A 12,924-nucleotide genomic window follows, 5' to 3' on the forward strand; every position below is an offset into this window, starting at 1 on the left:
CCGTAACCATGCGGTGCTGATCACGCTGGAAGAAGGCGCGATTGGCGGGTTTGGCGCGCAGGTTGGCCAGCATCTGGCCAATACCGGCCTGCTGGACCATGTGCGCTTCCGGCCCATGACCCTGCCCGATATCTTCATCGACCATAACACGCAGGACGCCCAGTACGAGCAGGCCGGCCTCACCGCCCCCCACATCGTCAAAACCGCTCTCAGCGCGCTGGGAGTGGCGCTGACGGAGCAGACGGCCTGATCTGATGGCGCGCCGTCGTGTTGACCAGATGCTTGTTGACCGGGGGCTGGTTGAAAGCAGGACAAAAGCTCAGGCCCTGATTATGGCCGGGCTTGTGTTCACCGGAGAAAAGCGCGTGGCCAAGGCAGGCGATCAGCTTGCCGAGGACGCGCCTCTGGATGTGCGCGGCCAGCAGCATCCGTGGGTTTCCCGCGGCGGCTGCAAGCTGGCTCATGCCCTCACCCATCTTGACCTCTCCCCGCAGGACCGCGTGTGTCTGGATGTTGGGGCCTCCACAGGTGGCTTTACCGATGTGCTGCTCACCAACGGCGCACGGCATGTCTATGCTGTGGATGTGGGGCACGGGCAGCTGGCATGGAAGTTACGGTCTGACTCGCGTGTAACCGTGATGGAAAAGTGCAACGCCCGGCATCTGGACAGTGAGCAGATCCCGCAAGCCCCGTCCGTCATTGTTTGCGATGCCAGCTTTATCGGTCTTCGGACCGTGCTGCCTGCTGCCTTGGCTCTGGCGGCAGACGACGCATGGGCCGTCGCCCTCATCAAACCGCAATTTGAAGCTGGCCGTGACCAGATTGGGGCCAAAGGCGTGGTGCGTGACCCAGCGGTGCATGAAAGCGTGTGCCAGATGATCCACGACTGGTGGAGCGCTCTGCCCGGCTGGTCTGTGCTGGGGATTGAAGCCAGCCCGATTACAGGGCCGGAAGGCAACCGGGAATTTCTGATTGCTGCCAAACGGGTACCGCTGGTCGGTTAAGACAATCCGGTAAGGCTGCTTTCTCAAGCAGTCTTACCTAACGTTCTTGTAAAAGCACTTCCTTAAAAGATTTTTTATTACTGCCTGTTCGGCAAATACGTGGCGAAAGATCACTTTTTCTGCCACATTCCCCAAGTAATAAAATCTTCTCACAGCATAGTTAAGGAAGTCTGTCGTTTATGCGCAAAATCATCATGATGCTTGGCGTTGCAACTGGCCTGCTCGGCATCACTGGTGGTGCCGAGGCTGCCCCTCGCCCCTATAATGCTGCCGCCAGCGCCCCTGCCCCGCAGGATAGCGTGACGGAAGCGGGGAGTTCTCTGCTGCGGGGCTATGAGCAGGATGGGCTGACGCTTCAGGATGATCTGAAAAACCAGACACTGGTGATTTCAACAGATCCGGCAACACTGCATGCCCGTGCGCTCCCCTCCGATGGGAACAACCGGTATCGCATTGCCATGCGCGATGTGCTTTCTGCCGCAGCCTCTTACGCCTATCTGTATTTTGGCTTGCATCAGGATGCGGACCACCTCTCTGTGGTCGCCAACATCCAGTCTGACGGTCTCCAGCAGGCCAGCATGGCGGGCAGCACCGCAGAGGCAGAACAGCCGGCGATGACGTTTGATATCCCCCGCCCTTCCTTCCCGATCTCCCCGGACACCACGCCGGATGCGTATTCGGCACAGACAATCAGCGCGATTCTGGGCGGGATTGATCCGGCTCAAACCAATATCGCCAAATGGCTGCGCGCAGGCCTGCAGGTTACCCCGCAGCCGTCTGGCGCTACCACGCATACGCCATAAGGAAGCCTTGTGGTCCTGATCGCTGAACGCGCAAGCGTTTTGGCAGCAGGACCACTTTCCAAACAGCCGATCCAACGGCTTCCGCAGAAAGATCAGGATAATTTATCAAGGGTCCGGTGCTTGCCGGGCTCTTCTCTGTTATAAGGGCTCCTTTCCCCCTTCCAGTAGTGGCTCCGTTCATGTCTTCAGGTAATTCTGCTCATCCCACACCATCGCACGATGCAGAGGCCGCCGCCTCGCTCAATGCGGATGAACGGGCCCGTATTCTGGCAAAAGCGGCCCTGTTCAGCCCGCCCCCGGCTACTCTGCCAGATGGGCGGCGCGATCTGGTGGGCCTGACGCGCGAGGAAATTACGGACATTCTGGTCGAAATCGGAGAAAAGCCGTTTCGGACCAAGCAGCTCTGGCACTGGATCTACCATCAGGGCGTGACCGACTTCACGCAGATGAGCAGCATTGCCAAACCGCTCCAGCAAAAACTGGCGGAACGATTTGTGGTTGGCCGCCCGGAAGCTGCAACAGTGCAGACCTCCTCGGACGAAACCCGCAAATTCCTCTTCCGGTTCCGTGACGGGCAGGAAGCAGAAACCGTTTATATCCCGGACCGTCGGGAAGACCGGGGTGCTGTGTGCATTTCCTCGCAGGTTGGCTGCACGCTGTCCTGCACCTTCTGCCATACCGGCACCCAGAAACTGGTGCGGAACCTTGGCGCTGCGGAAATTGTCGGCCAGTTCATGGCCGCACGAGATTCCTATAACGAATGGCCCAGCCCCAAAGGTGACACGCCACGCCTGCTCTCCACCATCGTGCTGATGGGCATGGGTGAGCCGCTCTATAATTATGAAAACATCGCCAAGGCCATGCGGATTATCATGGATGGGGAAGGCATTGGCCTCTCGCGCCGCCGCATTACGCTCTCCACCTCTGGCGTTGTGCCGCTGATGGACCGTTGCGGGGATGAGTTGGGGATTAACCTCGCCGTTTCCCTGCATGCCGTGCGGAATGACCTGCGGGATGAAATTGTGCCGCTCAACCGCAAATACCCGATTGAGGAAGTTCTGGCCGCCTGCCGCCGCTACCCGGCGGCCAGCAATGCCCGCCGCATCACATTTGAATACATCATGCTGCGCGGCGTGAATGACAGTGAGGCCGATGCGCGGGAACTGGTCCGGCTGATTTCCGGCATTCCGGCCAAGGTCAACCTGATCCCCTTCAACCCCTGGCCGGGCAGCGCCTACCGCCCCTCCACGCGGGAACAGCAGAACAAATTTGCGGATATCGTCATGGCCGCAGGCTTTGCGTCCCCCATCCGCACACCGCGCGGACGCGATATTCTGGCTGCCTGCGGGCAGCTAAAAACCGAAAGTGAGCGTATCCGCGCTTCGCAAAGCTGATTTTTCTGCATCAGACCACGCTCAGCGGGGGTTGGGCTCTGGCTCCCTTCCCCCGCTGGTGCTAGGACACTGTTCGGACTTTATTCATTTTATCAGATTCAGGAGACCTGCCTCATGGCCGCTACTGCCGCCAGAAAAGATGTCAAAAAGGTTGTGCTGGCCTATTCCGGCGGCCTTGATACGTCCGTCATCCTGCGCTGGCTGCAGAAGACTTACGGGTGTGAGGTTGTCACCTTTACGGCTGACCTTGGTCAGGGTGAGGAACTGGAACCGGCCCGCAAGAAGGCTGAGATGTTCGGCGTGAAGGAAATCTTCGTCGAAGATCTGCGCGAAACCTTCGTCAAGGACTTCGTGTTCCCCATGTTCCGGGCCAACACGCTGTATGAAGGCCAGTATCTGCTGGGCACGTCCATTGCCCGCCCGCTGATCGCTCAGCGCCAGATCGAGATTGCCCGCGCCGTTGGGGCCGATGCCGTGGCCCACGGCGCAACCGGCAAAGGCAACGATCAGGTTCGCTTCGAGCTGGCCTATTACGCCCTGCAGCCCGACATCACGGTTATCGCCCCGTGGCGTGAGTGGGATCTGACGTCCCGCACCCGCCTGCTGTCCTTTGCTGAAGAAAACCAGATCCCCATTGCCAAGGACAAGCGCGGCGAAGCCCCGTTCTCCGTGGATGCCAACCTTCTGCACTCTTCTTCTGAAGGTAAGCTGCTGGAAGATCCGGCCATTGGTCCGGAAGAAATCGTTTTCCAGCGCACCATCTCTCCGGAAGCAGCACCGGATGTGGCGACGGAAATCACCATTGATTTCGTCAGCGGTGACCCGGTTGCCATCAATGGCGAAGCCATGTCTCCGGCTACCCTGCTCACCCGCCTGAACGAGCTGGGCAAAGCCAACGGTATTGGCCGTCTGGATCTGGTGGAAAACCGCTTTGTGGGCATGAAATCCCGCGGCATCTACGAAACCCCGGGCGGCACCATCCTGCTGACGGCGCATCGCAGCATTGAGTCCATCACGCTGGACCGTGAAGCCATGCACCTGAAAGACAGCCTGATGCCGCGCTACGCCGCCATCCTGTATAACGGGCTGTGGTTCTCCCCGGAACGCCGCATGCTGCAGGCTCTGATTGATGCCTCCCAGCATTCCGTTTCAGGCCGCGTGCGTCTTAAACTCTATAAGGGTAATGTCATCTGCGTTGGTCGCGAAAGCCCCAATAGCTTGTATGATACCCGCGTCGTGACGTTTGAGGATGATGAAGGTGCGTATAATCAGGCTGACGCACAGGGCTTCATCAAACTGAACGCACTGCGTCTGAGACTGGGAGCACAGATTGGCCGCAATGGCGGCGCTCTCTGAGCTTTTGGACATCTGCCATTCTTTCTAGATTGCCGAGAGGACCATGACCCGTCGTTTCAACATCATCCCCTATCTGCTTGCGGCCAGCATGGCCGTTTCTCTCACGGCCTGCGGCTCCCACAAGCAGGAAGAACCCGAGCTGACCCCCATGCAGCAGCTGGACAAGCTGCGCAGCCAGCCTGGAGTGACGGTGCTGAAGGACGGGCTGGCCTATAAGGTTCTGCAATCTGGCAAGAAAGACGCCGACCAGCCGCGTCCGGGTGACGCCATGATGCTGATCTATGAAGGCCGTCTGCCTGATGGATCCATTTTTGACAGCTCCGAGCAGCATGGTGACGGCGCTTATATGCAGATGCCGCTGGAAGGCCTTGTAAAAGGCTGGATGGAAGCCCTGCCGCTGATGCACGTGGGCGATACATGGATGCTCTATGTGCCGCCTGAGCTGGGCTATGGCCACAAGGCCATGGGCGTTATCCCGTCAGATAGCCCGCTTATCTTCCGTATCCAGCTGCTGGGTGTCACGCATACGCGCTAAACCCAGCACGTTGCCAAAGCTGGCTCCGCCCGTGTGGGGCCAGCAGGTCTTTTTAGTATCATGACGTTTTTCAAACGGCTTCGTCCCGCTCTTCTTGCTGTAAGCGGGGCTGCTCTTTTCCTGACGGCCTGCACCCCTAAAAGCGGGGCTGGCCTGTACGGGACAAATTGCGGCATCTGCCACCATGGTGGCGACGGGATGCCCGGCGCGGTTCCCCCGCTTGTCGGGCGGATTGACCGCATTGCCAGCACACCGGAAGGCCGGAAATATCTGGCTGATGTGCTGATGAATGGCGTCAGCGGCCCCATTAAAGCCAACGGTCAGCCTTACGAAGCCGAAATGCCACCCTTCCGCTACCTGCAGGATGAACAGGTGGCACAGATTCTAACGTGGCTGTCTTCACGCGGGCAGACCAGCCCCGCCCCGCAAATTACTACAGCAGACATTGCAGCCGCTCGCGCCACCCGGAAATCGGCTGGCATGGTCGCGCTGGAGCGGGAAGAGCTGGACCATAAATCCCCCCTTCCCTGATCCTTCCTTTTCCTGACGCAGGCACTGGTATCCTTATGCAACGTATTTTTTCCGGCATTCAGCCCTCCGGTATTCCGCAGCTTGGCAATTATCTGGGGGCCATCCGCAACTGGGTGAACCTGCAGGCCGACCATGAGTGCGTTTTCTGCCTTGTGGACATGCATGCCATTACGGTGTGGCAGGACCCGGAAAAACTGCGTAACCAGACGCTGACGCAGGCCGCCATTCTGCTGGCCGCCGGGATTGATACGGACAAGCACATCCTGTTCAATCAGTCTGCCGTGTCCGCTCATGCGCGGCTGGCGTGGATCTTCAACTGCGTGACCCGCCTTGGCTGGCTGAACCGCATGACGCAGTTCAAAGATAAGGCAGGCAAGGACCGGGAAAATCATTCCGCTGGCCTGTATGTCTATCCCAGCCTGATGGCAGCCGACATTCTGGCCTACAAAGCCACCCGCGTGCCAGTTGGGGAAGACCAGAAGCAGCATCTGGAACTGACGAACGACATCGCCCAGAAGTTCAACCATGACTACGGCGTTGAGTTCTTCCCGGAAGTTGAAGCTCTGATCCCGCCCGCAGCCGCGCGCGTGATGAGCCTGCGCGACGGCACCAAGAAGATGTCGAAATCTGACCCGTCTGCCCAGAGCCGTATTGAGCTGACGGATGATGCGGATACGATTGCCCTGAAGCTCCGCCGCGCCAAAACGGATGCCGATGTGCTGCCTGCAGAACCTGCCGGACTGGCCGACCGCCCGGAAGCCAAAAATCTGGTAACCATTTACGCGGCTCTGGCTGATCTGAGCGTGGAAGAGGTTCTGGCGCGCCATCAGGGCGAAGGCTTTGGCCCCTTCAAAAAGGCGCTGACAGACGTTGTGGTGAACGCCATTGCGCCGATTGCGCAGGAAACCACACGCCTGATGCAGGATGAAACCCATCTGGCCAACGTGCTGCGCTCGGGTGCTCAGCGCGCGCAGGCTATTGCTGAACCGATTGTCTCGGAAGCTGAAAAGATTGTCGGCTTTCTGAAGTAATCCGCCCCTGCAGCATCCACCAGCAAGAAGGCCACTTCAAAAACTGCCTTCTTGCTGCATGCTTTTTCTCAGAGAGACGGCGGGGGCGTTGTATCCCGCCCTGTCTGACCAGACGAAGCTGGAAACGCGTTCGCCAGAATACCCGGTAGCGCCAGAGCAATGACAACACAGGCCACACCCATCAGAAAAAAGCGTGGCCATGTGGTGTAGCCAAAAGCTCCCACTGCGCCTCCACCAATAAAACAAGCAATAATTTTACTATGCAGCCGCAGGCGGAGCACCGTTTTTGCGTGGTGTTCCGGATCAACAGGATGCCGAAACGCATCCACCCAGTCTGCAAGCTCAATGCCCAGATCGGTAATCATCCCGGTCACATGCGTTGTGCGCACGACCGAGCCGGAAATCCGGGTAACTGTGGCGTTTTGCAATCCCATCAGAAAACTCAACCCAAGCGGCGGCAAAATATGGTGACCGGATGGGGGAAGCCAGAAAAACTGCACAAGATCAATCGTGGCGAGGAGCAGGCCTTCCAGCAGAATACTATAGGCATAAATCGCCTTCTGCCCGCGCCTGCGGCCACCATTGACCAGAAACGTGCACATCATCGCACCAAGAAAGAAGCTGGCAATGAGGGCAATACAGGTCACCACCTCCTCGGCCTGCCCTTTTTGCAGACCGATAGCAAAGGCTGTGACATTGCCTGTCATGTTTGCGCAGTAAGACCCAACACTCAGAAACCCGGCGACGTTCACCGCCCCGGCCACAAACGCCAGAGAACATCCTAACTGCCGGTCATGCAGAAAACTGCGGCTTCCTTTTTCAAGAAAAAGCATAGGTCAGCACATGCGCTCAGGAACCAGCGCACGCACGAGCTGCCCCCTTTTCCCGCCTCGCATCACTCACCGCCCCTTACGCGAGGCTGCTTGATGCGTTTCCCGACAGGTTAAAGGATGCGTGCCCTCTGCCCCCACTTCCGAGAAAAATGCCGTATCGCCCTTGCTCCACCATTCAAACCGGTTGGCCGTATAGCGTGCGCCAGAGGCGGAAATCACATTTGAGAAAACCTGCGTTTCCCCCTCCACCTGCAACACGGCCAGACTGACCGCCCCGGCATTGAGATACGTGACGGACACCAACGGTTTTGCAAGTTTATCAAGCAGTTCTGTTGAGCCGGAACAACGATACGTCGTGCTGCTTTTCTGCACCTGGCTTGCAGGCGTCAGCGGGATACTCAATGTGTTTGCCACAGCAGGCTGGCCTGCCCAACAGTTGGTCGCCCCGGCACCATCCAGCACACCAAAGGTGGCAGCCAGTCCGGCAAGCATTTTCAGTGTCAGGCCTTTTTTGCCAGTTTTTCTGACGTTCACGACGGTTCTCCAATCTTGCCAGCGAGATACTCTGATCAGAAAACTACACCCGGTTCGCCTTTTTACAAAAACTGCCTCATCCAAACCTGCTACAGCACATCCTGTGGCCGTTCAGCTGCCAGAATACGCAGGCTGATGGCGGCTTTCTGAAGGGTTTCCTGCACCTCAAACGGCTTACCCTGCATCTGCCGCAACAGCCATCCTTCCGTCATACCCGCCCATGCCGTGGCGTCTGTGCCGGTCTGCACCCATTTGCGCAGAAAAACCTGAATCCCACGCCGTGCGCTGAGCGGCAGAACAGGGTCCTTCGCGACATCCCGCAGGAAGACAATGTGCATGCCCATGGTCATGGCGCGAAACTGCGTCTGCATATAGGCCAGCCGGACGGGCTGCGGCACGCCCTGCGCATTCCGCAAAATCCGCACAAGGCTGGAAGCACTTTCTGCAAGCCATTGATGCACCGTTACCCGGCTGCCCGGCGCGCCCAGAGCCTTCAGCCTGCGCTCCACCCAGCGGGCCGTGCGCCGCATGTGAGAGTCCACCCGGAACGGCAGGACAAGGCGATACGTCCAGCAAACAAAGGCCACGGCCACCAGAAAGGCCATGGCGTTGTTGAAAAACGCCTCTTCCGAAAAACGGCTCTGGTTCCCCGGCCCAATCAGAACCGGCAGGAACATGTTGAAGGAAAAGGCATACCCCGCAGTCGCCGGTTTCCGCGCAGCCAGACCACCAATTGTCATGACAATCATCAGCATAACAACCAGCACCTCTGGCGCTGTGACCGCTGGCATAATCCAGAAGGCATAAATGGCGGCGGCAAACGCACACCACAGCGCCCCTTTCAGAAAAGGGGTTGAGGCCACAATGGGGTTTTCCCGCGTTGCCAGCAGACCATAAACCAAAGCCACAAAAGAGATGAAGCCAGCCCCGGCAGGCCAGCCTGTTACTTCCCACACCAGCCAGCCTGCCAGAATACCTACGCAGGAGCGGATGCCATTTTCAACAGCTTCCAGAGCATGACGGCGGGACGTCATTTTAAATCGGAAGCGATCCCCGCGTTTGGGATGCGCGCAGGCCTCAATATGCTGCCGGGCAATATCATAATCTGCATATAGAGAAGCCGGGAGCGGGACATCGGCCTGCGCGCCCTCATTTTTCGGCTCCAGCAACGCCATTCCCCGCGCACGGGCCAGCACCATAATCATGGCCGCGAGAGCCGCATGCGCGTGATCTGCCGCGTGGGTCCGAGGCCCCATTTCCAGCGCATCAAACTCAATGCGGGCGTTGGCCGCCATCAGGTCTGTCAGAACCTGCCCTTGCGTCTGGGCATCCGCCCGCCCGCTAACCAGATCGGACACCACATGCCGCACCGTCTGAAAGGCACCGTTCAGCCGATCAAGCAAACGCTTGCGGGCCTGCGTCTGTAAAGTGGGCATAAAGAGGACAGCCAGCAGGGCTTCACACACCACACCCAGAATAATGTAGGTGCCGCGCGCAATGGCGATATCAAAAACCTCATCAGGCTGTGCAATGGCACCCGTGGCAACAATCGCTGACGTAAAGCCTGTGAGCACGAGACCGTAGGCCCGATAGCTTTCCAGAAAAGTCGCCCCGCCACAGCACAGGCCGATCCACACAGCAAGGCAGCAGAAAAACAGAGCGGACGCCTGCGGGAAAGCCGCAATCAGTGCAACACCAATACAGCAGCCCAGCACCGTCCCGGCGATCCGCCAGCGCGCCTTGGACAGACTTTCCCCGCGCGAGGATTGCGCCACCACCCAGACGGTCAGCGGAGCCCACTGGGGGCTATCCAGCTCCATGCCCATGGCAATCAGTAAAGACAGAACAGCGGCAAGGGAGGACCGGACAGCAAAAATTACGTCCATGGCCGAGGGTTCAAGCAGCCAGCTCAGCTTGCTGCGCCAGGACGCGCGCGGACCACCAAAGAAGAGCCTGCCCAGCAAGCCCCCATCAGGCCCGACCATGCTCTGACCTGTCATGACATTATCCCGGCGCATGGCACCCCCTCCTGCACGAAGCGGGACAATGCGAAAAACCGAGGGCCTTCGTCCAAATGTTTGTAATAATCAGGTGATAAAGCCTGCTTATCAGACCGAATAAATGTCTGCCACGTTCAGGGTCTGCGCCACATCCCACAAGCGGGTCAGCAACATGCTGGTGTTAGGTTGGGTGAGCCGCACAAGCCCGACATCGGGCGACGCACACCCGTTGATACGCCGGAGCTGAAGGCCGGAAAGTCCGACCCGCTCCGGCAGCGCCGCCACTGGCAGGATACTGGCCAGACGCCCGCCAAGCAGTTCCGCATGCAACAGTTCCAGCGCATCGGTTTCCAGCATCACGGTTGGGGTCACATCAGCGTCCCTGAACCCGGCATCCACCAGTTGCCGGCTGCGCATATTGCGGCTGAGCAGGCACAGCGGTAGCGAGGCAATCTCCGCCCAGGAACAATGCTTGCCAGCCGGAAGCGGGACCGAGGCCGCTGCGGCCAGCACATGCTGTTCCGCATACAAAGCCCGCGCCTCAAACACCCCATCAGCCGGCAACTGATCCAGATACATAATGCCGAGTTGCAGGTTATGCTCCCGGAGCATCCGGGTAATGTCTGTGCTGGAATAAACCTTTACTTCCACATGCAAAGCCGGAACAGCCGCGCGAAAGCACTCCAGCAGCAGCGGGACAACCTGTATGGCAGGCGGCATGACGCCAATGGAGAGTGAGCCTCCGGCAATATCCTGCGCAAAAGCCGCTTCCTGCTTCAACCCGTCCAGTGCAGCCAGTGTCTGGCGCGCCCAGACCAGCACGCGCTTACCTTCTTCCGTCAGACCGTAAAAACGGCGGTTCCGCTGGATGATGGTAATGCCAAGCTCATTTTCAAGCTGGCGAATACCCGCAGACAAAGCGGGCTGAGAAACGCCACAGCTTTCCGCCGCGCGGGAGAAATGACGGCACCGGTCCAGCGCAATCAGATAAGTCAGCTGCCGCAGAAACACCGCATACCTCGCACAATCGGCTCTTTAAAACGCTTACTGCGCATCCGTATGCGCCTGTAAGGCACTCTGGTCAAAAACCTGATGTGCCCCGGCAGGCGCACAGAGATGGCCGTTAAAAGCCGCCCGTTGCTCCCCCTGCCCGACCTTCAGCACAAGCCACGGGGGCTGCACGCAATTATGGCTGTCATCAAACACTTCACCAGAAACCCAGTGCAACGTGGCCTCACGCACAGCACCGGGTTCCAGGAGAACAGGCACAACATGCTGCGTGACTTTTGCCCCATGGGGACCGGGCTGACGCGCCCGAACGGCTGAGCGCCTGACAACAGACAGCCTATGCCCCCTCCCATCCTCAAACTGCACCAGCGGGACAGGCGGCAGAGTGCAGGCTTCCGCCCCTGTATTCCGCACAGTCAGCACGGTGCCAGACTGGGACATACCATCAAACGCCCCGTTCCGGTCATCCAGCGTGACGTGCAGATTTCTGACCTGACAGGCGGCCGGGGCATGTTTTGTTGCGGACGCTGAGGCACCAACCGCGCCGGCTCCTGCAAGAGGCGTTGCCTCAAAGCTCCTCACACTGCCGGTGGCCGGGTCCAGATGGCAGGACCACTGGAAGGGCGTCCAGCTTATGCCATCTGCCGCCTGCCGGAACTGCCCCCGCCCCTGCACCAAAGAGGAACTGACCAGCACCTGACTATCAGGCTGATCATCCTGCAAAAAGAACCGATCATCCAACCCCAGATGCGTTAGCGGCGCGCGGGCGGCGTTCTGGCAGAGGAAGGTCGTCACCTTCCAGACCAGACTCTGGTTCTGCACCGCAGCGCGGTCCTGCGGGTTCTGAATGGCCGCAATCTGGCGATTTATGCTGTCCATCTCGGCTTTGGAGGGCTGGTTATCACCGCCCTCTGCCGCAAAAACGGGCGTACTGAGCAGACAGGCCATAAGGCCAACACCTGCTACGCCAACCTTGTAAAAGCCTGATATGCTGCACATTTTCAGATGATGCGGGAGAGTGCGGGGCAGATCAAGCCACCATCCCCGCAGAGGCATGATGCGTTTCTCACAATAAATCGAAAAATAAGTCTTGAAATCTATCTTAAGATATTTATATCGCAAGACATGATGAAAACACAGAAACACGATCGTCCCTTCCGTCATCCTCACCACGCCGCCGGACCGGGCGGCGAGCGCCACGGCGGAGGCCGGGGCTTTGGCCGCGGTTTTGGAGGGGGTTTTGGAGGGGGTTTTGGACGAGGCCCCGGCAGAGGGGACTTCCCCAAAGGCCGCAAACTCAGCTCGGAGGAACTCCAGCTCATCCTGCTTGCCCTGCTGGCTGAACAGCCTGCGCATGGGTACGAACTGATCCGCCTGCTGGAAGAAAAATCCGGTGGCTTCTATGCCCCCAGCCCCGGCATGGTCTACCCGGCCCTCACCTATCTGGAAGAAATCGGCCACACCTCCGTCACACAGCAGGGCAACCGCAAGCTGTATAGCCTGACGGATGAAGGCCGGGCTTTTCTGGAAGAAAACCGTGAGCAGGCTGACCGTATTCTGGAAACTCTCGCCCGTATCGGCAGCCGTATGGGCGAAGTGCGGGAAGCCTTTGCCGGGGTCAACGCTGTTGATCCGGAAGCCGCTGATGCCCTGCATCAGGCCCGCCACGCGCTCAAGCAGGCCATGATGCGCAAACGCGGCTGTTCCCCGGACGCCCTTAAACGCATCACGCAGATCCTCACCACGGCAGCTGAGGAAATCTCAAAAATCCCGGAGTGACGTCTGGGGGGCTTTCCTGACCAATCTGGCCGTTACTTAATACTACGGCCAGATGAGAGTTCTGGCACAGACCGTCTGCTCATGGCATGAAGACTCTCGTGTCAGACGCCTATGCC

Annotated in this window: 14 protein-coding genes; 9 read left to right on the forward strand and 5 right to left on the reverse strand. The window is 58.8% G+C overall.

The annotated features are described in order from the left end of the window. From AD930_RS08075 to trpS, 8 genes are all read left to right on the forward strand, one after another. Nucleotides 1-250: transketolase C-terminal domain-containing protein (locus AD930_RS08075; RefSeq protein WP_279615158.1), on the forward strand; the 250-nt coding region annotated here is incomplete at its 5' end. Nucleotides 251-254: 4 nt separating this feature from the next. Beyond that, the gene (locus AD930_RS08080; RefSeq protein ID WP_061505829.1) at nt 255-1,004 is read left to right on the forward strand and encodes a TlyA family RNA methyltransferase; all 750 of its coding nucleotides are present in this window, start codon (nt 255-257) and stop codon (nt 1,002-1,004) included. 179 nt (nt 1,005-1,183) lie between these two features. Continuing rightward, nucleotides 1,184-1,807 (forward strand): hypothetical protein, encoded by a 624-nt coding sequence (locus tag AD930_RS08085; RefSeq protein ID WP_061505830.1) that lies wholly within the window; start codon nt 1,184-1,186, stop codon nt 1,805-1,807. 179 nt (nt 1,808-1,986) lie between these two features. Beyond that, the gene (gene rlmN / locus AD930_RS08090) at nt 1,987-3,201 is read left to right on the forward strand and encodes a 23S rRNA (adenine(2503)-C(2))-methyltransferase RlmN (protein ID WP_061505831.1); all 1,215 of its coding nucleotides are present in this window, start codon (nt 1,987-1,989) and stop codon (nt 3,199-3,201) included. A 114-nt stretch (nt 3,202-3,315) separates the two neighbouring features. After that, nucleotides 3,316-4,557: an argininosuccinate synthase gene (locus AD930_RS08095; RefSeq protein WP_043550972.1), complete on the forward strand. Its 1,242-nt coding sequence runs from the start codon at nt 3,316-3,318 to the stop codon at nt 4,555-4,557. Nucleotides 4,558-4,600: 43 nt separating this feature from the next. Beyond that, nucleotides 4,601-5,092, forward strand: a complete 492-nt coding sequence (locus AD930_RS08100) for an FKBP-type peptidyl-prolyl cis-trans isomerase (RefSeq protein WP_061490144.1) — start codon at nt 4,601-4,603, stop codon at nt 5,090-5,092. 60 nt (nt 5,093-5,152) lie between these two features. Then, nucleotides 5,153-5,623: a c-type cytochrome gene (locus AD930_RS08105; protein ID WP_061505832.1), complete on the forward strand. Its 471-nt coding sequence runs from the start codon at nt 5,153-5,155 to the stop codon at nt 5,621-5,623. Nucleotides 5,624-5,658: 35 nt separating this feature from the next. Beyond that, on the forward strand, nt 5,659-6,654 hold the full coding sequence (trpS, locus tag AD930_RS08110; protein ID WP_061500155.1) for a tryptophan--tRNA ligase: 996 nt from the start codon (nt 5,659-5,661) through the stop codon (nt 6,652-6,654). 68 nt (nt 6,655-6,722) lie between these two features. Here the strand turns inward: trpS and AD930_RS08115 are convergent, their stop codons facing one another. The 5 genes from AD930_RS08115 to AD930_RS08135 form a co-directional block, all read right to left on the reverse strand. Beyond that, nucleotides 6,723-7,487, reverse strand: coding sequence for a YoaK family protein (locus AD930_RS08115; RefSeq protein ID WP_061505833.1), 765 nt, complete (start codon nt 7,485-7,487; stop codon nt 6,723-6,725). 66 nt (nt 7,488-7,553) lie between these two features. Then, nucleotides 7,554-8,021, reverse strand: a complete 468-nt coding sequence (locus tag AD930_RS08120) for an MliC family protein (protein ID WP_061505834.1) — start codon at nt 8,019-8,021, stop codon at nt 7,554-7,556. An 89-nt stretch (nt 8,022-8,110) separates the two neighbouring features. After that, complete coding sequence (locus AD930_RS08125) at nt 8,111-10,039, reverse strand: FUSC family protein (protein WP_061505835.1); 1,929 nt, start codon at nt 10,037-10,039, stop codon at nt 8,111-8,113. Nucleotides 10,040-10,129: 90 nt separating this feature from the next. Next, nucleotides 10,130-11,032, reverse strand: coding sequence for a LysR family transcriptional regulator (locus AD930_RS08130; RefSeq protein ID WP_061505836.1), 903 nt, complete (start codon nt 11,030-11,032; stop codon nt 10,130-10,132). Nucleotides 11,033-11,065: 33 nt separating this feature from the next. After that, the gene (locus AD930_RS08135) at nt 11,066-12,085 is read right to left on the reverse strand and encodes a DUF4232 domain-containing protein (protein ID WP_061505837.1); all 1,020 of its coding nucleotides are present in this window, start codon (nt 12,083-12,085) and stop codon (nt 11,066-11,068) included. Between the two features lie 69 nt (nt 12,086-12,154). On the opposite strand from AD930_RS08135, the gene AD930_RS08140 reads away from it, so the two are divergent. Further along, a complete protein-coding gene (locus AD930_RS08140) occupies nt 12,155-12,808 on the forward strand; it encodes a PadR family transcriptional regulator (protein WP_082781770.1) in 654 nt (217 codons plus the stop codon). The last annotated feature ends 116 nt before the right edge of the window (nt 12,809-12,924 follow it).

The organism is Acetobacter malorum (assembly GCF_001580615.1).
Taxonomy (GTDB): Bacteria; Pseudomonadota; Alphaproteobacteria; order Acetobacterales; family Acetobacteraceae; genus Acetobacter; species Acetobacter malorum.